This is a genomic window from Streptomyces sp. NPDC087440 (genome assembly GCF_044744005.1).
GTDB lineage: Bacteria > Actinomycetota > Actinomycetes > Streptomycetales > Streptomycetaceae > Streptomyces.
The window spans coordinates 133,325-157,372 of the sequence record NZ_JBIUXN010000014.1 but is presented as its reverse complement, the minus strand read 5'-3'; the positions used below and the strand labels follow the sequence as shown (position 1 = coordinate 157,372).

At 71.1% G+C, this 24,048-nt stretch carries 23 protein-coding genes and 1 tRNA gene; 10 read left to right on the top strand and 14 right to left on the bottom strand.

The genetic code is table 11. The features are described 5' to 3' along the window. Window positions 1–25: 25 nt before the first annotated feature. The 9 genes from ACIO3O_RS26175 to ACIO3O_RS26135 form a co-directional block, all read right to left on the bottom strand. Complete coding sequence (locus tag ACIO3O_RS26175) at window positions 26–1,672, bottom strand: long-chain fatty acid--CoA ligase (protein WP_401749821.1); 1,647 nt, start codon at window positions 1,670–1,672, stop codon at window positions 26–28. A 166-nt stretch (window positions 1,673–1,838) separates the two neighbouring features. Continuing rightward, window positions 1,839–2,429: a SigE family RNA polymerase sigma factor gene (locus tag ACIO3O_RS26170; protein ID WP_401749819.1), complete on the bottom strand. Its 591-nt coding sequence runs from the start codon at window positions 2,427–2,429 to the stop codon at window positions 1,839–1,841. A gap of 182 nt (window positions 2,430–2,611) precedes the next feature. After that, window positions 2,612–3,433 (bottom strand): DUF1906 domain-containing protein, encoded by an 822-nt coding sequence (locus ACIO3O_RS26165; RefSeq protein WP_401749815.1) that lies wholly within the window; start codon window positions 3,431–3,433, stop codon window positions 2,612–2,614. Between the two features lie 131 nt (window positions 3,434–3,564). Then, on the bottom strand, window positions 3,565–4,731 hold the full coding sequence (locus ACIO3O_RS26160) for a lipid-transfer protein (protein ID WP_401749813.1): 1,167 nt from the start codon (window positions 4,729–4,731) through the stop codon (window positions 3,565–3,567). Continuing rightward, entirely contained in the window at window positions 4,728–5,141 is a 414-nt protein-coding gene (locus ACIO3O_RS26155) for a MaoC/PaaZ C-terminal domain-containing protein (protein ID WP_401750015.1), read from the bottom strand. The genes ACIO3O_RS26160 and ACIO3O_RS26155 overlap by 4 nt, the downstream gene beginning before the upstream one ends. Before the next feature lie 20 nt (window positions 5,142–5,161). Beyond that, complete coding sequence (locus tag ACIO3O_RS26150; protein ID WP_401749811.1) at window positions 5,162–6,238, bottom strand: acyl-CoA dehydrogenase family protein; 1,077 nt, start codon at window positions 6,236–6,238, stop codon at window positions 5,162–5,164. Window positions 6,239–6,243: 5 nt separating this feature from the next. Beyond that, window positions 6,244–7,329 (bottom strand): bifunctional MaoC family dehydratase N-terminal/OB-fold nucleic acid binding domain-containing protein, encoded by a 1,086-nt coding sequence (locus ACIO3O_RS26145; protein WP_401750014.1) that lies wholly within the window; start codon window positions 7,327–7,329, stop codon window positions 6,244–6,246. Between the two features lie 11 nt (window positions 7,330–7,340). Continuing rightward, entirely contained in the window at window positions 7,341–8,504 is a 1,164-nt protein-coding gene (locus ACIO3O_RS26140) for an acyl-CoA dehydrogenase family protein (RefSeq protein ID WP_401749809.1), read from the bottom strand. Between the two features lie 182 nt (window positions 8,505–8,686). Beyond that, window positions 8,687–8,998 (bottom strand): hypothetical protein, encoded by a 312-nt coding sequence (locus ACIO3O_RS26135; protein WP_189822611.1) that lies wholly within the window; start codon window positions 8,996–8,998, stop codon window positions 8,687–8,689. A 305-nt stretch (window positions 8,999–9,303) separates the two neighbouring features. On the opposite strand from ACIO3O_RS26135, the gene ACIO3O_RS26130 reads away from it, so the two are divergent. Then, on the top strand, window positions 9,304–10,179 hold the full coding sequence (locus tag ACIO3O_RS26130; protein WP_401749807.1) for a bifunctional DNA primase/polymerase: 876 nt from the start codon (window positions 9,304–9,306) through the stop codon (window positions 10,177–10,179). 87 nt (window positions 10,180–10,266) lie between these two features. Here ACIO3O_RS26130 and ACIO3O_RS26125 read toward each other — a convergent pair. After that, window positions 10,267–10,353: transfer RNA gene (locus ACIO3O_RS26125), tRNA-Ser, on the bottom strand. 43 nt (window positions 10,354–10,396) lie between these two features. Beyond that, window positions 10,397–12,073 (bottom strand): trypsin-like peptidase domain-containing protein, encoded by a 1,677-nt coding sequence (locus tag ACIO3O_RS26120; RefSeq protein ID WP_401749805.1) that lies wholly within the window; start codon window positions 12,071–12,073, stop codon window positions 10,397–10,399. A gap of 298 nt (window positions 12,074–12,371) precedes the next feature. On the opposite strand from ACIO3O_RS26120, the gene ACIO3O_RS26115 reads away from it, so the two are divergent. The 3 genes from ACIO3O_RS26115 to ACIO3O_RS26105 all read left to right on the top strand — a co-directional run bounded on the left by ACIO3O_RS26115 (window position 12,372) and on the right by ACIO3O_RS26105 (window position 15,011). Next, window positions 12,372–13,193, top strand: coding sequence for a glycerophosphodiester phosphodiesterase (locus ACIO3O_RS26115; protein WP_401749803.1), 822 nt, complete (start codon window positions 12,372–12,374; stop codon window positions 13,191–13,193). 86 nt (window positions 13,194–13,279) lie between these two features. Continuing rightward, window positions 13,280–13,867, top strand: a complete 588-nt coding sequence (locus ACIO3O_RS26110; RefSeq protein ID WP_401749802.1) for an ATP-binding protein — start codon at window positions 13,280–13,282, stop codon at window positions 13,865–13,867. A 175-nt stretch (window positions 13,868–14,042) separates the two neighbouring features. Next, on the top strand, window positions 14,043–15,011 hold the full coding sequence (locus tag ACIO3O_RS26105; protein ID WP_401749800.1) for a DUF5926 family protein: 969 nt from the start codon (window positions 14,043–14,045) through the stop codon (window positions 15,009–15,011). Window positions 15,012–15,234: 223 nt separating this feature from the next. On the opposite strand, the gene ACIO3O_RS26100 is transcribed toward ACIO3O_RS26105, so the two are convergent. Both ACIO3O_RS26100 and ACIO3O_RS26095 read right to left on the bottom strand, forming a co-directional pair. Beyond that, window positions 15,235–15,762, bottom strand: a complete 528-nt coding sequence (locus tag ACIO3O_RS26100) for a hypothetical protein (protein WP_401749798.1) — start codon at window positions 15,760–15,762, stop codon at window positions 15,235–15,237. Window positions 15,763–15,950: 188 nt separating this feature from the next. Then, window positions 15,951–16,637, bottom strand: a complete 687-nt coding sequence (locus ACIO3O_RS26095; RefSeq protein WP_401749796.1) for a bifunctional DNA primase/polymerase — start codon at window positions 16,635–16,637, stop codon at window positions 15,951–15,953. Between the two features lie 505 nt (window positions 16,638–17,142). Here ACIO3O_RS26095 and ACIO3O_RS26090 point away from each other — a divergent pair. Beyond that, the gene (locus ACIO3O_RS26090; RefSeq protein ID WP_401749794.1) at window positions 17,143–18,633 is read left to right on the top strand and encodes a PP2C family protein-serine/threonine phosphatase; all 1,491 of its coding nucleotides are present in this window, start codon (window positions 17,143–17,145) and stop codon (window positions 18,631–18,633) included. A gap of 129 nt (window positions 18,634–18,762) precedes the next feature. After that, complete coding sequence (locus tag ACIO3O_RS26085; protein ID WP_401749792.1) at window positions 18,763–20,259, top strand: aminopeptidase P family protein; 1,497 nt, start codon at window positions 18,763–18,765, stop codon at window positions 20,257–20,259. Between the two features lie 66 nt (window positions 20,260–20,325). On the opposite strand, the gene ACIO3O_RS26080 is transcribed toward ACIO3O_RS26085, so the two are convergent. Next, window positions 20,326–20,778 carry an ATP-binding protein gene (locus tag ACIO3O_RS26080; RefSeq protein ID WP_401749791.1) on the bottom strand — a complete coding sequence of 151 codons (453 nt, stop codon included), beginning with the start codon at window positions 20,776–20,778 and terminating at the stop codon, window positions 20,326–20,328. Window positions 20,779–21,017: 239 nt separating this feature from the next. On the opposite strand from ACIO3O_RS26080, the gene ACIO3O_RS26075 reads away from it, so the two are divergent. The 4 genes from ACIO3O_RS26075 to ACIO3O_RS26060 all read left to right on the top strand — a co-directional run bounded on the left by ACIO3O_RS26075 (window position 21,018) and on the right by ACIO3O_RS26060 (window position 24,039). After that, window positions 21,018–21,893, top strand: coding sequence for a hypothetical protein (locus tag ACIO3O_RS26075; RefSeq protein ID WP_401749789.1), 876 nt, complete (start codon window positions 21,018–21,020; stop codon window positions 21,891–21,893). A 156-nt stretch (window positions 21,894–22,049) separates the two neighbouring features. After that, on the top strand, window positions 22,050–22,805 hold the full coding sequence (locus ACIO3O_RS26070) for a YcnI family protein (protein ID WP_401749787.1): 756 nt from the start codon (window positions 22,050–22,052) through the stop codon (window positions 22,803–22,805). A 29-nt stretch (window positions 22,806–22,834) separates the two neighbouring features. Further along, window positions 22,835–23,500, top strand: coding sequence for an SCO family protein (locus ACIO3O_RS26065; protein ID WP_401749785.1), 666 nt, complete (start codon window positions 22,835–22,837; stop codon window positions 23,498–23,500). Beyond that, window positions 23,497–24,039, top strand: coding sequence for a copper chaperone PCu(A)C (locus ACIO3O_RS26060; protein WP_401749782.1), 543 nt, complete (start codon window positions 23,497–23,499; stop codon window positions 24,037–24,039). Before ACIO3O_RS26065 ends, ACIO3O_RS26060 begins: the two co-directional genes overlap by 4 nt. The last annotated feature ends 9 nt before the right edge of the window (window positions 24,040–24,048 follow it).

The window sequence follows — 24,048 nt, the reverse complement described above, 5'->3', positions numbered from 1 at the left end:
AACACGACCCCGGCCCTCGTCATCCTCAGAGCTCCGTGACCTCCAGCTCCCCGTCCGCGTAGCTCTTGCGGATCACCTTCTTGTCGAACTTGCCGACGCTCGTCTTCGGCACCGCCGGAACCAGCGCCCAGCGCTCCGGGAGCTGCCACTTGGCGACGGACTGCGCGAGGAAGTCGCGCAGGTCGGTGTACGAGACCGTGGAGCCCTCCGTGAGGACGACGGTGGCCAGCGGGCGCTCGCCCCAGCGCTCGTCCGGGACGGCCACGACGGCCGCCTCGGCGACCTCGGGGTGGGCCATCAGGGCGTTCTCCAGGTCGACGCTGGAGATCCACTCGCCACCGGACTTGATGACGTCCTTGGCCCGGTCGGTGAGGGTGAGGTAGCCGTCCGCGCTGATGACGCCGACGTCGCCGGTCTTCAGCCAGCCGTCCTCGCTGATCTTGTCCTCGGGGCGGAAGTTCTCGCCGCCCGCGCCGCCGTAGTACGAGCCCGCGATCCAGGCGCCGCGCACCTCCAGCTCACCGGCGGACTCGCCGTCCCAGGGCAGGAACTCCCCGGCCGGGCCGACCAGGCGCGCCTCGACGCTCGCCGGGAGGCGGCCCTGGGTGATGCGGTACGGCCACTCCTCCTCGGGGGTGAGACCGGCCGGGGGGCGCGCCATGGTGCCCAGCGGGGAGGTCTCGGTCATGCCCCAGGCGTGGCAGAGCCGGACGCCCAGCCTGTCGTACGCCTCCATGAGGGCGGGCGGACAGGCCGAGCCGCCGATGGTGACCTGCTTCATGGAGGTGAGGTCGCGGGGGTTGGCGGTGACCTCGGCGAGGAGACCCTGCCAGATGGTGGGGACGGCGGCGGCGTGCGTGGGGCGCTCGCGCTCGATCATCTCGGCGAGCGGGGCGGGCTGCAGGAAGCGGTCGGGCATCAGCATGTTGACGCCGGTCATGAAGGTGGCGTGCGGCAGGCCCCAGGCGTTGACGTGGAACTGCGGGACCACGACGAGGGTGGTGTCCTGGTCGGTGAGGCCCATCGACTCGGCCATGTTGACCTGCATGGAGTGCAGGTAGATGGAGCGGTGGGAGTACGCGACGCCCTTGGGGTCGCCGGTGGTGCCGGAGGTGTAGCAGAGGGCGGCGGCGGAGCGCTCGTCGACGTCCGGCCAGTCGAAGGTGACCGGACGGTCCGCGATCAGCTCCTCGTACTCGTGGACCTGCGGCGCGCAGCCGTCGAGGAGGGAGCGGTCGCCGGGGCCCGCGACGACCACGTGCTCGATGGTCGGCAGGTGCGGCAGGAGCGGGGCCAGCAGGGGGAGCAGGGTGCCATTGGCGATGACCACGCGGTCGGCGGCGTGGTTGACGATCCAGATCAACTGCTCGGCGGGAAGGCGGAGGTTGAGGGTGTGCAGGACGGCACCCATGGAGGGGATCGCGAAGTACGCCTCGATGTGCTCCGAGTTGTTCCACATGAGGGTCGCGACCCTCTGGTCGCCGACGACGCCGAGTTCGTCGCGCAGGGCGTTCGCCAGACGGGTGGCGCGCCCGCCTATCTCCGCGAAGCTGCGGCGCTGCGGCTCCGCCTCACCCGTCCATGTCGTGACCTGCGACTTTCCGTGGATCGTCATCCCGTGCTTCAGGATGCGGGTCACGGTCAGCGATACGTCCTGCATGGTGCTGAGCACGGCGTCCTCCCGGTGGGCGCGCGATAAGGCACAAAGAGCACGGGCAGCGAAATGTCGCCCGTGGGTGTGCGGCCGATTCTGCGCGCGTACCCGGCGGTATGTCACTACCTGGAGGTAACCAAAAAGCAGGCAAAATTCGGGAGCCCGCAAGGGAGATCGCCGCCGGTCAGCGCACCGGGGTCAGCTCGGGGTCCTCGCGGAGCTTGCCGAGCGCGCGTGAGACGGCGCTCTTGACGGTGCCGACGGAGACGCCGAGCACCTCGGCGGTCTGCACCTCGCTGAGGTCCTCGTAGTACCTGAGGACGACCATGGCGCGCTGGCGGTCGGGGAGCTTCATGATCGCGCGCCACATGGCGTCGTGCAGGACCTGCCGCTCGGCGGGGTCCGGGGCGGGCGCGACCGTGGAGGCGGACGGCTCGGGCAGCTCGTCGCAGGCGAACTCGTCGACCTTGCGCTTGCGCCACTGGGAGGTGCGGGTGTTGACCAGCGCCCGGCGTACGTAACCGTCCAGGGCGCGGTGGTCCTCGATGCGCTCCCAGGCGACGTACGTCTTGGTCAGCGCGGTCTGCAGCAGGTCCTCGGCGTCGCTGGGGTTGGCCGTCAGCGAGCGCGCGGTGCGCAGCAGGACGGGGCCCCGGGCCCGGACGTAGGAGGAGAACGACGGGTACCCCGTGAAGGCGGCGCGGCCGGGGTTCGCGGTGTGCCCGGCGTGCCCGGTGGCGGCCTTCGATGCGCTGGTGCAGACAGGCGTGGTCATGTGTTCCACGCTAGAAGTGGAGGCGGCCCCGGGGATCGGCCCCAGGTCCCGAAGGCATGTCCGCCTCAGGTTGTAGGGGTGGGGCGGGCCCCACCTCCTGAAGGTGGAGGGGGGCCGGGGGGATGTCAGGGTCGGGCCGCGTCCCGCGTCGGGGTCGGGGCCGCCGCGGGTGGGCGCGGAGGTCACTCCCAGGTACGGGCGACCAGGGCGTCGATGCGGTTGCGGTCGATGTTCAGCCGGTACCCGCCGTGGGTCTCCTTGACGTTGCCGGCGTACTGGTGGATGCGGCGGTGCGGCATCCAGGCCCGGGGGTGCAGCGACGGCTCCCCGGCCAGCGAGGGCTTCTTGCCCCAGCGGGCGAACCACACCACGGTGGGCAGGTCCTTGATCTTCGCCCGGCGGGCCCACTCCAGGTGCGCGACGCCGGAGTCGGCGCTGCTGTAGTAGCCGGGGACGTAGCGGTGGCGGCGCAGTTCGCGGTTCCAGGCGCGGACGAAGTCCAGGGTGCGGGCGGCGCAGGCGCGGTTGCCGACGTCGTACGACTCGATGTCGAGGTAGAGGGTGCTGCCGGGGATCATGCCGTGCCAGCGGGCGCGCCTGACCGCGTCGCGGGCCTCGGCGGCGCCCTGTCGCCAGGGGTCGCGGCCGATCGCGTACGGGCGCTTGTGGGTAACGGTGACGCAGGGGGACTGGGAGCCGACGTACACCGGGAGCAGGAACCAGCCCATCCGGTCCACCGACGTGATCCACTGCTTGTTGAGGTTGGTCTGGCGCGGGCAGCCGCGGGCCCGGCCGCCGAAGTAGACGCCGACGGCGCGGTACGGGGACGAGGCGCGCCACGCCTTCATGGTGGCGACGGAGGGCGCCTCGCAGGTGTCGAAGGCCCAGCCGTTGAAGTGCACGGGCCGCCCGGAGTACGGCTTCGCCGCCGCCTCCTTGGCCCCGGGGTCGGCCGCCGCCCCGGGTGCGGGCAGCACCGGCGTGGTGAACAGGGCGACGAGCACGACCGCGAGCGTCACCCACCTGCCGGAGGGCCATTTTCGTACGTACGGTACATACGCTGAGCCAGTGAATCGGTACATAAGGTGAGCTAACGGTCATTCAGTACCGGAGTCCACGACTCACGCCGGGGCGGTCAGCAATCGGCACCCAGGATCAACCCGGATGTGGGAACCCCGGTGCCCGCCGTCACCAGCGTCCGCGCCGCGCCCGCCACCTGGTTCACCGAGGTGCCGCGCAGTTGCCGGACGGCCTCGGCGATCCCGTTCATGCCGTGCAGGTAGGCCTCGCCCAGCTGGCCCCCGTGCGTGTTCAGCGGCAGGGCATCCGCCGCCACGAAGTCGGCCGCCTCACCCGGCTTACAGAACCTGAACTCCTCCAGCTGCATCAGCACGAACGGCGTGAAGTGGTCATACAGAATCCCCACGTCGATGTCCGAGGGCGCGAGCCCCGACGTGCGCCACAACTGCCGTGCCACCACGTCCATTTCCGGCAGCCCGGTCAGATCGTCCCGGTAGAAGCTGGTCATCGCCTCCTGCCCGCGCCCGGCCCCCTGGGCGGCGGCCACGATCACGGCGGGCGGCTGCGCGAGGTCGCGGGCCCGCTCGGCGCTGGTCACCACGATCGCCTGGCCGCCGTCGGTCTCCTGGCAGCAGTCGAGCAGCCGCAGCGGCTCCACGATCCACCGCGAGGCGGCGTGGTCGGCGAGGGTGATGGGCTTGCCGTGGAAGTAGGCGGCCGGATTGGTCGCCGCGTGCCGCCGGTCGGTCACCGCGACATGCCCGAACGCCTCGGGGGTGAGCCCGTACGTGTGCAGGTACCGCTGCGCCGCCATCGCCACCCAGCTCGCGGGCGTGAGCAGCCCGAACGGCAGCGCCCAGCCCATCGCCGCGCCCTCCGCCGACGGCTCCCTGCGCTGCACCCCGGACCCGAATCTGCGCCCCGAGCGCTCGTTGAACGCCCGGTAGCAGACCACCACGTCGGCCACCCCCGCCGCCACGGCCAGCGCAGCCTGCTGCACGGTCGCGCAGGCCGCGCCGCCGCCGTAGTGGATGCGGGAGAAGAACGACAGCTCGCCGATCCCGGCCGCCTGCGCGACGGTGATCTCCGGGCTGGTGTCCATGGTGAAGGTGACCAGCCCGTCCACGTCCGCGGGCACCAGCCCGGCGTCGTCGAGTGCCGCGTGCACCGCCTCCACGGCCAGCTTCAGCTCACTGCGCCCGGAGTCCTTGGAGAACTCGGTCGCCCCGATCCCCACGATCGCGGCCTTCCCGCCCAGCTCGTCCGCCCTGTGGATGCTCATGCACGCTCCTCCGCCTCACGGACCGGTGCGAACGCCACCTTCACCGTGCCGGTGACGTGACGGCCGATGCCGTTCGCGCCGACGATGTGGATCTCGGCGGTGCCCTCGGACGCGTCGACCTCGCTGACCGTCCCGCGCAACACCATCGTGTCGCCCGGGTAGTTGGGCGCGCCGAGCCGGATCTTCACCGCCCGCAGCCGGGCCCCGGGGCCGAGCCGGTCGGTCACATACCGGCCGACCAGGCCGTTGGTCGTCAGGATGTTCATGAAGATGTCCGGCGACCCCTTCTCCCGCGCGGCCTCGACGTCGTGGTGCACGTCCTGGTAGTCGCGGGAGGCCACCGCCCCGGCGACGATCAGCGTCCGCGTCACCGCGATCTCCAACGGCGCCAGCTCCGCACCGGCCCGCAGTTCCCCCAGCCCACCGGAACTCATTCCTCGGCCCCTTCCGCCACGAGCAGTTCTCCGAGCCTCTCCAACGACTGACCCCCGCCGCCCAGGTAGGCGTCGATCTGCCGCCCCCACAGGAAGTGCCGGTGCACGGGGTGCTCCAGGTCGGCGCCCATCCCGCCGTGCAGGTGCTGACCCGCGTGCACCACGCGCCGCCCCGCCTCGGACGCCCACCAGGCGGCGGTCAGGGCGTGCGTCGCGTGCGGGAGGCCCTCGTCGTACCGCCAGGCGGCCTCGTACGCCGTGACCCGGATCGCCTCGGTGTCCATGTGCGCGTCGGCGGCCCGCAGTTGGACCGCCTGCTTCGTGGACAGCGGCCGCCCGAACTGCTCCCGCTGCGAGGTGTACTCCGCGGCCCGCGCCACCGCCCCCGCGCAGACCCCGGCCTGGAGCCCCGCGTACGCGATCGTCGCCGCCCTCCGCACGCTCTCGTACGCCGCCGGGCCCGGCCCGCCCAGCCGCTCGGCCCGCGCCCCGTCGAGCGTGAGCCGCCCCGCAGCCCAGGGCGCGGTGGTCTCCACCGGCTCCACCCGGACCCCGGCCTCCTCGGCCCGTACGACCCACAGGCCCCGGTCCCTGTCCGGCACCAGCACATGGGTGGCGTCCCGCAGCCACGGCACCACCGGCACGACCCCGGACAGCGCACACACGTACGAGCCGTCGCCGGATTCCGCACCGCCACTCACCCGAACGTGTCCGGGCCCGGTGGCCGAAAACGCACCTACGGCCACAAGGGAGCCGTTTCGAAGCCCCGGGCCCATCGTTTCCCGCTGTTTTCGCGTCCCGAAAGCGCCCATCGCGAGCAGACCCGCGACACCGGTGGCCGCGAACGGAACCTGTGCCGTCGTCCGCCCCTGCTCCTCCAACAGCAGAACCAGCCCCAACAGCCCCACCGACTCGACCGCTTCGAGCAGTCCGGCCCCGCCCAGCCGCTTCCACAGCTCCGCATCGCTGCCCGTACCGGCCGCGGCCAGCCGCTCGTGCGTGGACAGGTCGCCGAAGATCCGTGCCGCCAGGTCCCGCGCGGCCTGCTGCTCCTCGCTCGGCGTGAAGTCCATCCCGCTCACCCCTCGCCGTCCACGACCCGGAACACCGGCAGCTCCAACTCCTCGTCGAAGCGCTGGAACTCCGCCGCGACCCGCATCCCGATCCGCACCCGCTCGGCCGGCACCCCGACGACGTTGCTGATCATCCGCACGCCCTCGGCCAGTTCGATCAGCCCCACCGCGTACGGCGGGTCGAAGGCCGGGAACGCCGGGTGGTGCATGACGACGTAGGAGAAGACCGTGCCCTCGCCGCTCGCCTCGACGGTGTCCCACCGCGCCGAACCGCATCCGTTGCACCCGGGCAGCCACGGGAAGCGGAGCACCTCGCACGCCTCGCAGCGCTGGATCAGCAGCCGATGGTCGGAAACCCCCTTCCAGAAACCGGCGTTGTCGCGATTGACCACCGGCCGCGGCCGCAGCGCGGGAGGAGCGTCCTTCCGGGTCTCGGCCCGGGGCGCCGCCCGGCCGGTCTCCACCCCGAGCGCCGCCCAAGTCTCTGCCCGGGGCTGTGCGTGCTCCTGTCTCGCCGCTCCCTGTTGAGTTGTGCTCGCAGCCGGGCCGTCCTGGCGCTGCCTCGGGGCGTACTTGAGGATGCGGAAGCGGTGCGTGCCCGCCAGTTCCCCGTCCCCGAAGACGTCCATCCGGGTCGTGACGAAGTACCCGGTGCCCAGCTTGGTCGTCTTGCGGTCGGACACCGACTCGATCACCGCGTCGAAGGTGATCCGCTGTCCGGGCCGCAACTCCCGCACGTACTCCTGCTCGCAGTCGGTGGCCACCACCGACGTACACCCGGCGCCGTCGAGCAGCGCGAACAGGTCCTCGTACGCCGACGAGCGATCCGTGTGCCCGGACAATCCGCCCATCGTCCAGGCTTGGAGCATCGTCGGCGGAGCTGTCGCATCCGGCCCCTCATACGCCGGACTGGTGTCTCCCATCGCTTCGCACCAGTGCCTGATCATCGGCTCGTTGACCAGGTCCTTGCCCACTGCCGAGGAGGCCGCCGTCCGCCCCTCGTACTTCTTCAAACGAGCGTGGAATCCGGCATGTTCCCCATCGTCGTAACTTTCTGTGACGAATTTTTGCGACCCCGCACTGTCCGTCATCTTCTCGCCCGTCACCGCTTGGTCCTCCGCATCCCGAGCCGCATGGTCGCCACGATCTCCCGCTGCACCTCGCTCACCCCGCCGCCGAAGGTGTTGATCTGCGCGGCCCGGTTCATCCGCTCCAGCTCGCCGTCCCCGAAGGCCCCCGGCGATCCGGCCCGCACCAGGCCTGCGTCGCCCACCACTTCCTGGCAGAGCTGGTAGACGGCGACCGCGTTCTCGGTGCCGACGAACTTCACGCCGCTGGCGTCGCCCGGCGCCAGCGTGCCCGCGCCCACGTCGCCGACCAGCCGCCAGTTCAACAGCCGCACCATCGCCAGCCGGGCGTGCGCCTCGGCGAGTTGGGCCCGCACCCAGGGCCTCTCACCTGGCCTTTCGCCGGTTTCCGGGTCGACGCGGCGGGCATGGGCCACGGCTTGTGCGTATGCGTCCTCGGCCTGCATCCCGATGGCCGCGAGGGCGACGCGCTCGTGGTTGAGCTGGTTGGTGATCAGCCCCCAGCCCTCGTTCTCGGCCCCGACCAGGTTCCCCGCCGGGACCCGTATCCCGTCGTAATACGTGGCGGTGGTGGTCAGGCCGCCGACCGTCTCGATCGGCGTCCACGAGAATCCGGGCGCGTCCGTCGGGACCAGGACGATCGATATCCCCCGGTGCTTGGGCGCTTCGGGGTCGGTGCGGCAGGCGAGCCAGATCCAGTCCGCGTTCTGGGCGTTGCTGGTGAAGACCTTCTGCCCGTCGATCAGCCACGCGTCGCCCTCCGGCGAGGGCACGGCGCGGGTGCGCAGCGAGGCGAGGTCCGTTCCGGCCTCCGGCTCGCTGTAGCCGATGGCGAAGACGAGTTCGCCGCGCAGGATGCGCGGCAGGAAGAACTCCCGCTGCTCCTCGGTCCCGTACTTCATCAAGGTCGGGCCGACCGTGTTGAGCGTGACCATCGAGACGGGCGCGCCCGCGCGGTAGGCCTCGTCGAAGAAGACGAACTGTTCGTCGGGGCAGCGGCCCTGGCCGCCGTACTCCTTCGGCCAGCCGAGCCCGAGCATCCCGTCGGCGCCGATCCGCCGCAGCAGGGCGCGCTGGTCCGCCGCCCCGGTGGGCGGGCCGTCCGGCATCAGTTCACGGAAGTACGTACGGAGCTCGGCGCGCAGCCGCTGCTGGCGCTCGGTCGGTGCGAGGTGCACGGCGGGGCCCTCCGGCGGGTGGTCCGGACGTACGGAACAAGGTTTCTGACTGTCCGTCAGATCCCTGGACCCTGTCAAGAGCCGGAGACCGCACGCACACATGCCTGTGCGGCGGCGCCGAAGCACCGCCGCACAGGCAGTCGTTCACCCCGCAGCACAGACCCCCATCAGGCCGCGCAGTACTACCAGAGCTCGGTGAAGTTCACCGCGACGTTCTCGTTGCCCTGCTGGATGGACGTGTCGTCCGAGCCGTTCACCGCGGCGGTGTTGTTCTGGTTCGAGGCGCCGGCACCGGTGGCCACCTGCTGCGTGGTCACGGAGTTGCCGTTGTTGGTGCCGCCCACGCCGGTGCCGTTCTGCGTGGCAACGGTCGCGTTCGATCCGTCGTCCGCGAAGGAACCGTTGTCGGCGGTGGCAACACCCGTGAACAGGGCGGCCGCGAGGGGGAGAGCGGCGACAGCGGCGATGACGCGGGCGTTACGGATACGTGCCATGTCAATTCCTCCAGGAACTGTTAAGTACGGCTGATGCCGAGGAAGTTGGCCGACTGCCTCGGTGCTGGTGACGACGTCGCGAGATCAGATTGACCTACCGAATCCCCGGCGAACCACCCACCACGCATTTATTCGCTCGCAAGCGTGAGGTTTTGTCGATAAACCCTCAACCTCACCCCAAATCCCCCATCTGTCGGCCAAATGGCGCACAGAGTCCAGTAACCCCATAAGAGGAACCGTTCCGGCACATTTTCAGCCAACTTTTCCGGCTTCCCTAACTCGAACATCTGTACGACCATGGAGGCATGGCCACTCCAGACCGGCTCACCGCCACCCTGGCCCTCGCACACGCGCTCTCGGCCGCTGAGCGCGGCCTGCCCGTCATCCCGCTGTCCCGGACCAAACTCCCGGCCCTGCCCTCGCCGCACCGCGACGAGCCCCCCGCGCCGGGCCCGCCCTGCCGCGGCGCCTGCGGCTTCCCCGGGCACGGTGTGCACGACGCCTCCACCGATCCTGCGGTCGTCCGCGCCCTGTTCGCGGCCGCCCCCTGGGCCACCGGCTACGGCATCGCCTGCGGCCGGCCCCGGCACCACCTCATCGGCCTCGACCTGGACACCAAGCACGGTGCCGACCCGCTCGCCGCCCTCCACCACCTGGCGCGCGAGCACGACTTCCCGATCCCCGTCACGCTCACCGTGCTCACCCCCTCCGGCGGCCGCCACCTCTGGCTCACCGGACCGCCGGGCGTCACGGTCCCCAACTCCGCGAGCCGCCTGGCGCCGGGCATCGACGTGCGCGGCGCGGGCGGCTACCTGGTCGGCCCCGGCTCCCTGACCTCGGCCGGTGTCTACCGCATGGCCCCCGGCACGGCGAACCTCCCGGCCGCCCCGTGCCCACCGCCCCTCCTCGCACTCCTCACCCAGGAGCGCCGCAAGCCCCCGCCGTCGCCCCCGTTACGTACCGCCAACGGCCACGGCCTCGTGGAATTCGTCCGCACCGCCCGCGAGGGCCAGCGCAACACCCGCCTCTTCTGGGCCGCCTGCCGCGCCCACGAGAACGGCATCGGCGAAACCCTCGCCCCCGCCCTCACCGAGGCCGCCCTCCACACCGGCCTCACCCTCCCGGAAATCCACTCCACCCTCGCCTCGGCGGCCCGCCTCACCGCGGACACGCGCGCGTAGATACCCGCACGGCACGCGAAAGGGGCGCCCGGAGAAACTCCGGACGCCCCTTCGGCGTACTGCCGCAACTCGGCTGCGGCCACTGTGCGGTGGGTGTGGGATTTGAACCCACGGTGACATCGCTGCCACGACGGTTTTCAAGACCGTTCCCTTAGGCCGCTCGGGCAACCCACCCTCGCGTCACCGACCTGCGGGGACGCGAGGACAGCCTAGCCGGTCAGCCGTCGCCCTCGCGTGCCTGGAGGGTTACTTCGGTGGTGGACTCCTTGCCGCCGCGGGTGTAGGTCAGCTTGACCTTGTCGCCGGGCTTGTGGGTCCAGATCTCGCTGATCAGGGTCGGGCCGCTGTCGATGACGCGGTCCTCGAACTTGGTGATGACGTCGCCGGGCTTGAGGCCCGCCGATGCGGCCGGGCCGTTCGGGGTGACCGCAGGAGTGTTGCCCGCGCCCGATTCGGCGATCTTCGCGCCGTCGCCCTTCTGCTCCATCGACACCGTCGCGCCGATCATCGGGTAGACCGGCTTGCCCGTCTTGATGAGCTGCTCGGCGACCGTCTTGGCCTGGTTGATCGGGATGGCGAAGCCGAGGCCGATGGAGCCCGCCTGGCCGCTGCCGGAGCCGAAGCCGCCGCTGGGGACGGACTGGATCGCGGAGTTGATGCCGATGACCGCACCGCGCGAGTCGAGGAGCGGGCCGCCGGAGTTGCCGGGGTTGATGGAGGCGTCCGTCTGCAGGGCGCTCATGTACGAGGCTTTGCTGCCCTGGCCGTCACCGGAGGCGACCGGGCGGTCCTTGGCGCTGATGATGCCCGTGGTGACCGTGTTGGACAGGCCGAAGGGCGCGCCGATGGCGATCGTCGCGTCGCCGACGACAACCTTGTCCGAGTCGCCGAGAGGAAGCGGGTTGAGGTCGCCCGCGTTCTTGAGCTTGATGACGGCGACGTCGTAACCCTGGGCGCGGCCGACGACTTCGGCGGCGTACTTCTTGCCGTTGGAGAAGGTGACGGACAGTTCGCCGCCGTCGGCGGCCGAGGCGACCACGTGGTTGTTGGTGAGGATGTGGCCCTGCTTGTCGTAGACGAAGCCGGTGCCGGTACCCCCCTCGCCGCTGCCGCTCTGTGCGTCGATGGTGACGACGGAGGGCAGTGCCTTGCCCGCCACGCCCGCGACGCTGCCGGGGTCGCGCTTGAAGTCCTGGGGGTTGCCCGCGGCCGAGATGGTGGTGGAGCCGCCGGGGGAGTTCGCCTCGCGGTTCGCGGCCCAGAAACCGATGCCGCTGCCGACGCCGCCCGCCACCAGTGCGGCGACCAGGACGGCGGCGATCAGCCCGCCGCGGCCCTTGCGCTTGGGGGCCGGGGGCTCCTGGCCCAGGGGGGCGCCCCAGGGGTCGCCACCGCCGTGACCACCGCCGTGACCGCCGCTGTTGTGGTGCGCGTCGCCGCCGCTGCCGCTGCCGTACGCGGTGCCGTACGTCGGGAACGCGGGCGGCGGCGGGGGCCAGGCCGCTCCCGGGGCGGCGGGGGCGCCGGGGGCTCCAGGAACGGGGTGCTGCGGCGCCTGGTGCTGGGGGGCCTGCGGCATCGGGGGCTGGTGCGGGGAGGACTGGTGGGCGGCGGGCGGCGGGGTCAACGGGAGCTGCGCCGTGTGCTCCGGGGCCGGCACCCTGTCGGCGGGGGTCACGGCGTCGGGGTGAGCACCGGCGCTGGTGGCAGGGGCCGCCTGAGCACCGGCACCGGTGGCAGGGGCCGTCTGAGCACCGGCGTTGGTGACCGGAGCCTCCTGAGCACCGGCACCGGCAGCACCGGCCGTCGGCGCGCCCTGTTCCGTGGCCGGGACGGGAGACGGCGGTACGGACGGGGCGGCCGGTACCGCAGTGCCCTCGTTCTCGGTGCTCACAGCTCTCTCCTCGGTTCCACGTCGTCCTGCTTCTGATGATCCGGCACGCTCCGGGATCCCTTGTCCCGTTGTAGGCCGTTTTCCCACTGTGCAAGTGTGTGCTGTCAGCTTTTCCCACAGCACGTCAGAGCACTGTAAACGGGACCTGTGCGTCCGCTCTTCATCCTTTATTCCGGACTAATGGGACGCACCCGGAGGCCGTCCCGAAGAGGCCGAACGGCCCCGTGCACCCCTCGCGGCACCCGTTCCCCGCACCGCTTCGCGTACACCTGCCCGTCGTCGGTGACACCATGACGCGGTGACCCACGCACGACAGCAGACCATCCAGGTAGTCGCCCACCGCGGAGCCTCCGAGGAGGCCCCCGAGCACACCCTGGCCGCGTACCGCAGGGCCATCGAGGACGGGGCCGACGCCCTGGAGTGCGATGTGCGCCTGACCGCCGACGGCCATCTCGTCTGTGTGCACGACCGCCGGGTCAACCGCACCTCGAACGGCCGGGGCGCCGTCTCCGCACTGGAGCTGGCCGACCTCGCCGCGCTCGACTTCGGCTCCTGGAAGGGCATCGAGGAGAGCGGGGAGCGCCCGGACCGCGACCCGGACCGCGGCGAACTCACCTCCGTACTGACGCTGGAGCGGCTGCTCGAACTGGTCGCGGACGCGGGCCGTCCGATCCAGCTGGCCATCGAGACCAAGCACCCCACCCGGTGGGCGGGTCAGGTCGAGGAGAAGCTGCTGGAGATGCTGAAGCGGTTCGGTCTCGACGGGCCGCCCCAGGAGGCGGGCACCCCCGCTCCCGTACGCGTCATGAGCTTCTCGGCGCGCTCCCTGCACCGGGTGAGCCTCGCGGCGCCCGCCATCCCGACGGTGTACCTGATGCAGTTCGTGACGCCCCGGCTGCGCGACGGGCGGCTCCCGGCGGGCGCGAGGATCGCGGGCCCCGGCATGCGGATCGTGCGCAACCACCCCGGTTACATCGCCCGCCTCCACCGCGCGGGGCACCGGGTGCACGTCTGGACGGTGAACGAGCCCGAGGACGTGGAGCTGTGCGTCCGCCTCGGCGTGGACGCGATCATCACCAACCGCCCCAAGCAGGTACTGGCGCAACTCGGCCGCACCTAGCCCTCCGACGCCGACCTGGGCCCACTACGGGGAGTGCACCGGCGCATCCGTACCGTATTCGATCGTTACGAGTGCATCATTGGCCAATGCTTGGCCGGTTTCCGGTCCAGGCCATTGGGGAATTCACACGGTGGCGTGGGGCGAAGGAGGTCTCGGGGGTGGCGTTGATGGAGGCACAGGAGGTGCCCACGTCGTCGTGCATGGCCATTCCGCATGGCCCTGCCGGCGTAGGGGCGGCAAGACACCAGATGCGTACGGAGTTGCGCACACAAGGGGTGTCCGAATCGGTCGTCGATGATGCGGTTCTGGTCCTTTCCGAACTACTGAGCAATGCCTGTCGGCATGGCAGGCCCTTGGGCGCGACCGAGGTCGGCGACGGAGACGTGCGCGCCGCCTGGGGAGTCGATCCGGCGGGGCGGCTGACCGTGGAAGTGACGGACGGCGGCGGTCCGACCCGCCCGGTTCCGGCCACTCCCTCGGTGACCGCGCGGGGCGGCCGCGGACTGAACATCATCAGCGCGCTCGCCCGCGACTGGGGCGTACGGGACGACCGGGCGTCCGGCGAGGTGACGGTGTGGGTGGTGCTCGAAGCGAGCGACCGGCACAGCGACTTCGCCACCCGCGTCGCACCACCGGCACTGGACTTCGCGGTCCCGTTCGACGATCTGGGCTGAAGGCGCAGCACCGGCACCGGCGACGCGACATCCACGCGACGCCCCTGTCACCGGCGCCGGTGCTCACCGCGCTCAAGCCCTGTCACCGGCCCCGGTGCTCGCGGCACGAAGGACGTGCTCCCCATTGCGGCTAGGCTCGCGCCGACACCGCACTGCCGCAATGGGAGAAGCACGCATGGCCAAGAAGCGCCCGCAGACCAAGGCCGCCAAGCCGCAGAACACCAGCAACGAGCCCGTGCCGGTGGTCGGGGCGCGCGAGCCCTGCCCGTGCGGCTCGGGCCGCCGCTACAAGGCGTGCCACGGCCGCGCCGCCTCGCACGCCGTGACCGAGCTGGTCCAGCGCCCCTTCGAGGGCCTGGCCGGGGAGTGCGACTGGGTCGCGCTGCGCGAGCTGGTCCCGGCCGCGACGGTGGAGCTCACCCTCAAGGGCGGCCTCCCCGAGGGCGTTCCGTCGGTGACCCTCGCGACGGTGCTGCCGATGGCGTGGCCCGCGCTGCGCCGCGAGGACGGCTCCGTCCTCCTCGGCCTGCAGAACGACACCCCCTCCGGCGACCTGAGCCGCGACCTGGCGAACACCCTGCAGAGGGCCCTGGTCGCCGAGCCCGGCAACCCGGTCACCGCCGACAAGGCGCCCGCCGACGGCCCGCGCCTCCAGGACCTGCTGGACCCGAACGCCGCGTTCGCGCCGGACGTGCACACGGGCTTCGAGTTCTGGGTGCCGGACGCGGAGAACGCCAACGCCGAGGTCACCGCCTCCCTGGAGCGTGCCAACGCCGCCGCGATCCCGACCGTACGGCTGACCGGCGTGGACAGCGCGTACTGGTGCGAGACGCCCGAGAAGAACCACCTGCGGTGGGCCATGCCGCACCCGGAGGAGAAGCTCCTGGACGCGCTGGCCCGGCTGCACGCCGCGGGCACCTCGTCGCTGGGCGAGAACACCCGCCTCGTCGGCTCGTTCCGGGCACACGGAATCATCGTTCCGGTGTGGGACCTGCCGACCGGGATGACGGCGGAGGAGTGCGAGAAGCCCGCCGCGGAGTTCGCCGAGCGGCTCGCCGTGGCACTCTCCTCGGACGCGCCGCTGACGGCCGAGGAGCGGCGCTCGCGCGGCGGCCTCACCAACCGTCAGGTGACGCTGAGTTGATCCGCCCGGAGGGGTCCTGAGGGGCCCCTCCGTTGCACGTCGCACAACGGGACGGAGCGGGCGCGGTGACTCCGGTCACAGTGGGCCGTACTGACGAGTAAATCCCTGTCTGAATACACGAGATCGAATTTGCGAACAGCAGATCTCTTGTTACCGTTCTAGGAGCCCGGTCGCTGGTGCATCCCCCGTCGCCAGCGATCGGGCCTTTCCGTTCTCAAGGCCCTTACGGCCCTGCCGGCTCCGGTGAGTTGCTCCCCGAGCGCAGCAGCAGCGGACCGTCTCCCGGACCCGCGAATTCCGACACCGCCGTGTACGGCTCCGTGCCCTCTCCCGTCGCCGCCGTCTTCTTCGGCACCGGCTCGCGCGGCGTCTCGCACGACCCCGGCTCGTCCTCCGCACCGACCGCGCAACGCATCCGTACCGTACGACCGGCCGGACCCATCAGCGTCAGTACGGCGTCGAGTTCCTCCCCCGTCGCATTGCGGTAGTACGCGCGCGCCCAGGTCTCGCCCTTCTCGGTGAGCACACAGGTCTGCGCCTCCACGCCGTCGGGGGAGGACACCTCGGGACCGCACCGGGCACGCGTGCGCCCCAGGGCTTCGGTCTCGTGGGGCTTCGGGTCGTCCGCCACGGGCGGCGCCTGGGCGAGCACCTTCTCGGGTTCGGCCGGGGTTCCGGGGGCGGGCCCGGCGGAGGCTCCCGCGAACGGCAGCAGAACGGTGAACACCACGACGGCCGAAAGCCCGATCATGCGGATATTCAAGGGGAGTCCCACCTGTCAACTGCCGGGAAATTCGTGACGGTGGGCCGAAGATATCGACGGATGGCGCGCGGCTTGCCGGTCGCGCGCCCAATTCCGCTGAACTCGCGCCGTCTCACACCCTTACGAGTGAGCGGCACACCGTGGTTAACGCCGGATGCCGCTCACCGGGTGCGGCGTCAGTACGCGAGCCTGCTGCCGCCGCCGGGGGCTCCGCTGCTGGCCACCACCAGGGCGTCCAGCACGGTCTCCACGTCCGGCAGCCAGGGGCGCCCGTCCTCGCCCGGTACCGGCTCCCGTTCCCAGCGCACCTGCCCCGCGCCCGTTTCGGCGGGCGGCAGCACCAGATAGCCGCCGTCGCCGTGGAACCTCAGGGAGGAGGGCACCCGGTCCTTCGCGTACAGGAGTTCACCGAGTCGCTCCAGGGAGTACGGGGAGACCAGCAGCGACCACCGGGTGGGTGTCGCCACCACCGGACCCAGGCGCACCCCCATCCGGTCCAGCGCCACCAGCGCCCGCGCGCCCGCCAGCGCCGGCAGGCTGAGCGCACAGGGGGCGCGCCCGCCGGTGGCGAGCACCACCGGTGCGTCCGGGCGCTTCTCCCACCACCAGCGCACCATGCGCGCATCGGTGGTGGCGGCCAGCAGCCCGGGGTCGAAAGGGTGCGCGCCGGGCACCACGCACTCGGGATCGGGGCAGGCACAGCGCACCGCTGTGCCCGCGCGGCCGCCGGCCGCCGTCAGCCCCACGCCCGGCAGCACCGGCCACTGCCACGCGGTGGCGCAGGTGAGCGCCGTACCGGGCAGGACTGGCCGCTCGCTTCGCCGGAACCGGAGCCTGCGTCGCCTTCCGAGGATCTCGCGCATGAGCGCTCGTTCCTTTCCGTTGAACGCCGAGGTCCACATGACACCATGTGTGCATCACTTGACTGCGCGTGCTGGGGACGTACTCACTCACGTACTCACTGCGCGTACTTCGGGACGTACAGAGCCACTGAACAGCCTGCGGTACGGCAGCCCCACAGGGGCCGAGCGCGGAACGTGGCGGGGGGTGGCGCGCACAGGGCGCTTTCCCGTCCTCAAGGACGTCGCCGACGTTTCCGGTGGTGCTGATCCCTGGTGCTTGACGGTCATCGGGGTCGGTGCCGGGCCCACAGCGGATAGGACGCCTGCGCCCGCCGCCGGGTTCCGGGTCGACGGCGGCACGGCCGCAGTCCCCCGGTCATCACCTGGTTCAGATACCCAGCGCGGCCCGATATGACGCGCTGTCGAACGCCCTCAGTCGACCGCAAATATGTGTACGGGGCTGCATTTTCACGCCAAGTGCGCATTCCCCTGTTTCCTCAGGGACACCATGAATCCCTCCAGGACAATGCTGGACATCGCCTTACATGTGCGTGTAGATGTGGATCTATTGATAGCGGCGCAGAATGACATGGGGGTTTGCGATGCTATTGAGCGAAACGCACCAGGCGGAAAGCCGGCTGACATGAGCGCCCCGAACGTGCCGAAAGTGGCCGGAATCGATCCACTGGTTCCGCCCCCCGCGCAGACTCCCGCGCCCGCGGGAACGACCTCCGCTCCCGCGGGAGCAGTGATCCAGGACCGGCTGGCCGGCTGGGTCTCCGACCTGACCACCCTGCACGAACTCACCGAACGCCTGGTGACGACCGGTGCGCTGGACGAGGCACTGCACGAAGTGGTGCGCGCCGGAGCCGCCCTGGTGGGTGCCCGCCGGGGCCTGGCCGTCCTGGAGCCCGCCGACGGCCTCGGGCCCGCCAGCACCGTCGGTTTCGGCCTCGCGCACGCCGACCTCGGCCACTTCGAGACCGTGCCGCGCGACGCGACCGCGTACGGGCGCTTCCTCGACGGGAGCGCCGAGCCCGGTGACGGCGACCCGAGCGCCAGCCCCGACCTGCTGCACGAGGAGGAGCTCGACCCGCTGCACCGCGAGGTCGCCGACCGCCTCGGCTACGCCGCCAGTTACGCGCTCCCCCTCACCGGGTCCTCCGGGCGGCTCGGTGCGGTCGTCTGGCTGTACGACGAACCCGCCGAGCCAGTGGAGCGCCAGCGGCACCTGGTGGGGCTCTACAGCCGGTACGCGTCCGAGCACCTGAGCCGGCTGCTGGAACTGGAACGGGCACGCGCGCGCCTGGCGACACTCACCGAGGAGCTGCTGCCGAGCCGTCTCCCCCGGGTCTCGGGCGTACAGATGGCGGTACGGCACCGGACCGGGCCGCGCGGCGGCGGCGACTGGTACGACGCGCTGCCGCTGCCGGAAGGGGCGCTCGGTCTCGTCGTCGGTTCCGTCACCGGCGCCGGACCCAGCGCGACCGCGGCGATGGGACGGCTGCGGGCGAGCCTGCGGGCGTACGCCGTCATAGAGGGTGAGGACCCCGTCGCCGTACTGTCCGATCTGGAGCTGCTGATGCGGCTGACCGAGCCCGCGCGCTCGGCCACCGCGCTGCTGGCGTACTGCGAACCGGCCAAACGGAAGATCGTGCTCGCCGGAGCGGGGCACGCGCCGCCGCTGATCGTCGGCGAGCGGCGCACGGAGTACGCGGAGACGTCGCTGTCGGCGCCGCTGGGCATGCTCTCGTGCTGGGAGGCGCCCAGCGTGGAGATCAGCCCGAAGCCGGGCGAGACCGTGCTGCTGTACACCGACGGGCTGCTGCACCGCACCGGCGACCCCATGGACCGGGCGTTCGCACGGCTGCACGCGGCGGCGGCGAGCGTGCCGAAGACGATCCGGGACGACCCGGGGGCGATCTGCGACCACGTGCTGCGCACGGTGCTGCCCGACGGGCTCGACGAGGTGGACTCGGCGGAGGACATCGTGCTGCTGGCGGCACGCTTCGACTGAGGTCCGGGCCGGTGGGGACTGATTTCTCACAGTTATCCACAGGCTGGGGAGGGTTCGTCCGCACGGACATACGATGGAGGGCCAGGAGGCGGGAAACCCCTGGCCCTGTGTCGTATGAGGAGACGTGTCGTGTCTGAGGAGCTCAAGCCGGAGAACCCGGAGATCCCCGAAAATGGGACCGGCGAGACTGAGGCCGTCGAGGAAGAGCCCATCAAGCAGCGCAAGAACGGGCTGTACCCGGGTCTGTCCGACGAGCTCGCCGAGAACATGAAGTCCGGCTGGGCCGACACCGAGCTGCACGGCCTGGAGCCGATCGCGCAGGCGAAGCACACCGCCGCCCGCCGCGCCGCGCTCTCCGCGCGCTTCCCGGGCGAGCGTCTGGTGGTGCCCGCGGGCAACCTCAAGACGCGTTCCAACGACACCGAGTACGCCTTCCGCGCCTCCACCGAGTACGCGTACCTGACCGGCGACCAGACCCAGGACGGCGTCCTGGTCCTGGAGCCGACCACGTCCGGGCACGACGCGACGATCTACCTGCTGCCGCGCTCCAACCGGGAGAACGGCGAGTTCTGGCTGGACGGCCAGGGCGAGCTGTGGGTCGGCCGCCGTCACTCCCTCGCCGAGGCCGAGCAGGTCCTGGGCCTGCCCGCCAAGGACGTCCGCGAGCTGCCCCAGGCGCTGCGCGAGGCCACCGGCCGGGTCCGCAGCGTGCGTGGGCACGACGCGGGCATCGAGGCCGCGCTGGCCGACAAGGTCACCGCCGAGACGGACGAGGAGCTGCGCGTCTACCTCTCCGAGGCCCGCGTGGTGAAGGACGAGTTCGAGATCGGTGAGCTGCAGAAGGCCGTCGACTCCACCGTCCGCGGCTTCGAGGACGTCGTGAAGGTGTTCGACAAGGCCGAGGCCACCTCCGAGCGCTACCTGGAGGGCACGTTCTTCCTGCGCGCCCGCGTCGAGGGCAACGACATCGGCTACGGCTCGATCTGCGCCGCCGGCCCGCACGCCACCACCCTGCACTGGGTGCGCAACGACGGCGCGGTGCGCTCCGGCGACCTGCTGCTGCTCGACGCCGGTGTGGAGACCCACACGCTCTACACGGCCGACGTGACGCGCACGCTGCCGATCAACGGCACGTTCTCGCCGCTCCAGAAGAAGATCTACGACGCGGTGTACGAGGCCCAGGAGGCCGGTATCGCGGCGGTCAAGCCCGGTGCTTCGTACCGCGACTTCCACGACGCCGCGCAGCGCGTGCTCGCCGAGAAGCTCGTCGAGTGGGGTCTCGTCGAGGGCCCGGCCGAGCGTGTCCTGGAGCTGGGCCTGCAGCGCCGCTGGACCCTGCACGGCACCGGCCACATGCTGGGCCTGGACGTCCACGACTGCGCCGCCGCCCGCCGCGAGGCGTACGCCGACGGCACGCTGGAGCCGGGCGTGTGCCTGACCGTCGAGCCGGGCCTGTACTTCCAGGCCGACGACCTGACGGTGCCCGAGGAGTACCGGGGCATCGGCGTCCGCATCGAGGACGACATCCTGGTCACCGAGGACGGCAACCGGAACCTGTCGGCCGCGCTGCCGCGCCGCTCCGACGAGGTCGAGGCGTGGATGGCCGCGACGAAGGCCGCCCAGTAGAACCCGTACACGGTTGAGGTACGAGGGCGTGCTGCCCGGGGATCGCGAGATGCCCGGTCCGGGATCTCAGGATGCCGGGAGCAGCGCGCCCTCACGCCATTTCAGGATCTTGTCGAAGCTGACCACCGCGCCCCGGCCGGGCCGGTTGCGGAAGTGCACGTGGTCGGCGAGCTGCTCGATCAGACACAGCCCCCGGCCGCTCTCGCGCAGGTGCGCCACGGCCCGGCCCGCACCGCGCCTGCGCACGGGCGGGAAGCCGGGGCCGGAGTCGGTGACCTCGATGCGGCAGGTGTCGCCGTCGAGATAGGCGGTGACCCGGTAGGCCGCGCAGTGCGGGCCGGGTTCCGCGTCGCCGCCGTGCTCGACGGCGTTGGCGCAGGCTTCGCTGAGGGCGACGGACAGGTCGTAGGAGATGTCCGGATCGACGCCCGCGGTGTTCATGCTGTCGAGCAGAAGACGGCGGGCGAGCGGAACGCTCGCGGCTTCGCGCCGCAAGTGGAGTGACCACCAGATGCTCATGCTCCAGCCTCCTGGCTGCGGCTCGACATACGACTACCTATTGCCGCCGACGGTGGTCGGTAAGCCAGGAATCGGTGCGAGAGCGCTCGTTCGGCGGATGCACACACCCCGTGCGCCGGTGTAGGAGGGGCGTCGAGGGGGGCCTCGGCCCCGGGCCGAGCCGGTGACGTACCGGACCATTGTGAGCTTCCGGACCTGGCCGGTCCGCTACCGGGGCGCAGTGCGATGATGGCTCCGCCATGTCACAGCCTCTCGCCCCTGCGGGTGCACACGACCGGGTCGCTCCGCGACTCGCCAGGGCCGCGGTGTTCGCCGCGGTCTGCGTCGTGCTGTCCGCGACGGGGCACGTGCTGGGTTCCACGGCGACCGTGCCGTGGTGGACCCTCGCGGTGGCCTTCACCGGGGTGTTCGCGCTGGCCGTGCCGCTGGCCGGACGCACGCGTTCCCTGCCCGGCATCACCTTCGCGATGACGGCCGGACAGCTCGCGCTGCACGCCCTCTTCGGCATCGGCCAGAACCACGCGGGCACGGTGCAGGGCGGCGGCGAAGGCCCGCTGTCCGATCTCGCCGCGCAGTTGATGTGCGGCGGCGGCGGGGGCATGAGCGACGCCGAGGCGCGGAAGGTGCTCGCCACGGCGGGCCTCGACCCGGCCTCCGGTGCGCACACCGCACACGCAACGGGCGTGTCCGGGGTGTCTGGAGCGTCGTACAACGGCTACGACGCACTCGGTACGGGCGGTGGACAGGACATCGGCGCCACAGCGGCCGGTTGTCTGCACTCCCTGGTCCCCAGCCTTCCCATGCTGCTCGGTCACCTGCTGGCCGCGCTCGCCACCGGTTGGCTGCTGCGGCACGGCGATCTCGCGCTGCGCCGACTGGCCCGGCTCTCCGCGTACGGGGCGCACGAGGTGGCCATGAAGGTGCTCGTACGAGCCCTGCGCGCCGCTTTCGCGCTGGTACGCGCCCTGTGGGCGGGGCTTTCCGGCGCCCCCGCGTGCGGGCCGACGACGGTGCCCGCACCCTTCCTCGTACCCGTGCGCACGGGCGAGGAGGATCTCCAGCACTCGGTGATCAGGCGCGGGCCACCCGCGACGGCGTTCTCCCTCGCTGCCTGACACGGCCCCTCGCGCACACAAGCGGAGCGGGTCGTGCCTCCGGTGCGCCTCGCCGAGGTGTGCGTCCGGGTGGTTCACGTTTCACGTGAAACATCGGCGCGCCCCACGAGGTGTGCCCCTCACCCGATCCACTTCTGCCATGTGGGGTTCACAGCCATGAACGCAAACCGTCGCACCCGTATCTCCCGTCTCTCCGCCGTCGGCGTCGCCGCTGCCGCATCCGTGGTGGTGCTCGCCGGGCCCGCCTTCGCGCACGTCAGCGTGCAGCCGGTCGGCGCGGCCGCCAAGGGCGGGTACGCCACCGTCAACGTGAAGGTCCCCAACGAGCGCGACAACGCCTCGACGGTGAAGCTCGAAGTGAGCTTCCCGGTCAAGGAGCACCCGCTCACCTCCGTGATGCCGCAGGCGGTCCCGGGCTGGACCGTGGAGGTCGAGAAGGCCAAGCTCGACAAGCCGCTGAAGGTGCACGGCAAGGAGATCAAGGAAGCCGTCTCGAAGATCACCTGGACCGGCGGGAAGATCGGCCCCGGTGAGTTCCAGCAGTTCCCGCTCTCGCTCGGCCAGCTCCCCGAGGACGCCGACCAGATCGTGCTGAAGGCCATTCAGACGTACGACAACAAGGAAGTCGTCCGCTGGATCGAGGAGCCCAAGGAGGGCCAGCCGGAGCCGCAGAGCCCGGCCCCCGTCCTGAAGCTGACCGCGCCCGCGGCTGACGGGCACGGCGCCGCGCCCGCCGACGACAAGGCCAAGGACTCGAAGGCCGCGGACACGCACGCCGACGACAAGAAGGAGACCGCCGCCGCGGCCTCCAGCAGCGACACCACCGCCCGTGTGCTCGGCATCGTAGGCATCATCGTGGGTGTCGCCGGTGTCGCCTTCGGGGTTCTCGCGGGCCGTCGCCGGGCCTCCTGACCCACCCCCTCAAGAGTTCCAGGATTTCCATGCGCAAGAAGAACGTGCTGGTCGCGGCGGCTCTCGTCGCCGCGGCCGCGCTCACCCTGTCCGCGTGCGGCGACGACTCCTCCAGCACGGTGGAGAGTGGCCAGACGGCCACCAACGTCACCCCGACCAAGGAGAAGGCGGCGACGGTCCTCGACCGGCCGTACACCAAGCCGAACCTCGTCCTGAAGGACACCAACGGCAAGGAGTACGACTTCCGCGAGGCCACCAAGGGCAAGCCGACGCTGATCTACTTCGGCTACACCAACTGCCCGGACGTGTGCCCGCTGACGATGAGCAACATCGCGGTCGCGTACAAGAAGCTGCCGAAGGCCGACCAGGAGAAGCTGCGCGTCGTCTTCGTGACGACCGACCCCGAGCGTGACACGCCGAAGGAGCTCGGCAAGTGGCTCAAGGGCGCGGGCAGCCCCGACTTCATTGGGCTGACCGGCGACTTCCCGACCATCCAGGCCGGAGCCAGGCAGCTGGGCGTCAGCATCGAGCCGTCCACCAAGGACAAGGACGGCAAGGTCACGTCCATGCACACCAAGCAGGTCATCGCGTTCTCGCCGAAGACCGACGCGGGGTACCTCCTCTATACCGACGAGGCCACCCCGGACGACTACATCGCCGATCTCCCGAAGATCGTCAAGGGAGAAACCCCGTGAACACCCGCACCACCCGTTCCCTCCGCTACACCACGCGTCTCACCGGTTTCGCCGCCATAGCCGTGGCGGGATCGCTCGCCCTGACGGCGTGCGGCGGCGATGCCACGACCGAGAAGACCTCGGCTGCCAAGACGACCGCCCCGGCGGCCGACAGCGCGCCGAAGATCGAGGTCACCGGCGCGTTCATGCCCGAACCCGCCATGGCCGACATGGCGGGCGGCTTCCTCGTCGTCAAGAACTCCGGCGCTGTCGCCGACCGTCTGACGTCCGTCACCGCCTCCGCGTTCTCCGGCAAGGCCGAGATCCACGAGACGACCGCGGACGGAAAGATGAAGGAGGCGAAGGACGGTTTCCCCGTCCCCGCCAACGGCGCGCTGGAGCTCAAGCGCGGCGGCAGCCACATCATGTTCCTCGATGTGAAGAAGAAGCCGAAGAAGGGCGACAAGGTCGCCATCGAGCTGCACTTCGAGAAGGCCGGGACCGTGAAGGTCGACATGCCGGTGGAGGCAGCCACCCACAACCCGCAGCAGCACCACTGAGGGGCTGAG

Bases quoted from the DNA above. Each gene is read 5' to 3' on its own strand.
- ACIO3O_RS26170 (WP_401749819.1), bottom strand. From the start codon at position 2,429: ATGACCACGCCTGTCTGCACCAGCGCATCGAAGGCCGCCACCGGGCAC.
- ACIO3O_RS26160 (WP_401749813.1), bottom strand. From the start codon at position 4,731: ATGAGCATCCACAGGGCGGACGAGCTGGGCGGGAAGGCCGCGATCGTG.
- ACIO3O_RS26150 (WP_401749811.1), bottom strand. From the start codon at position 6,238: ATGGACTTCACGCCGAGCGAGGAGCAGCAGGCCGCGCGGGACCTGGCG.
- ACIO3O_RS26145 (WP_401750014.1), bottom strand. From the start codon at position 7,329: ATGACGGACAGTGCGGGGTCGCAAAAATTCGTCACAGAAAGTTACGAC.
- ACIO3O_RS26135 (WP_189822611.1), bottom strand. From the start codon at position 8,998: ATGGCACGTATCCGTAACGCCCGCGTCATCGCCGCTGTCGCCGCTCTC.
- ACIO3O_RS26130 (WP_401749807.1), top strand. From the start codon at position 9,304: ATGGCCACTCCAGACCGGCTCACCGCCACCCTGGCCCTCGCACACGCG.
- ACIO3O_RS26110 (WP_401749802.1), top strand. From the start codon at position 13,280: ATGCTTGGCCGGTTTCCGGTCCAGGCCATTGGGGAATTCACACGGTGG.
- ACIO3O_RS26105 (WP_401749800.1), top strand. From the start codon at position 14,043: ATGGCCAAGAAGCGCCCGCAGACCAAGGCCGCCAAGCCGCAGAACACC.
- ACIO3O_RS26100 (WP_401749798.1), bottom strand. From the start codon at position 15,762: ATGATCGGGCTTTCGGCCGTCGTGGTGTTCACCGTTCTGCTGCCGTTC.
- ACIO3O_RS26095 (WP_401749796.1), bottom strand. From the start codon at position 16,637: ATGCGCGAGATCCTCGGAAGGCGACGCAGGCTCCGGTTCCGGCGAAGC.
- ACIO3O_RS26090 (WP_401749794.1), top strand. From the start codon at position 17,143: ATGCTGGACATCGCCTTACATGTGCGTGTAGATGTGGATCTATTGATA.
- ACIO3O_RS26080 (WP_401749791.1), bottom strand. From the start codon at position 20,778: ATGAGCATCTGGTGGTCACTCCACTTGCGGCGCGAAGCCGCGAGCGTT.
- ACIO3O_RS26075 (WP_401749789.1), top strand. From the start codon at position 21,018: ATGTCACAGCCTCTCGCCCCTGCGGGTGCACACGACCGGGTCGCTCCG.
- ACIO3O_RS26070 (WP_401749787.1), top strand. From the start codon at position 22,050: ATGAACGCAAACCGTCGCACCCGTATCTCCCGTCTCTCCGCCGTCGGC.
- ACIO3O_RS26065 (WP_401749785.1), top strand. From the start codon at position 22,835: ATGCGCAAGAAGAACGTGCTGGTCGCGGCGGCTCTCGTCGCCGCGGCC.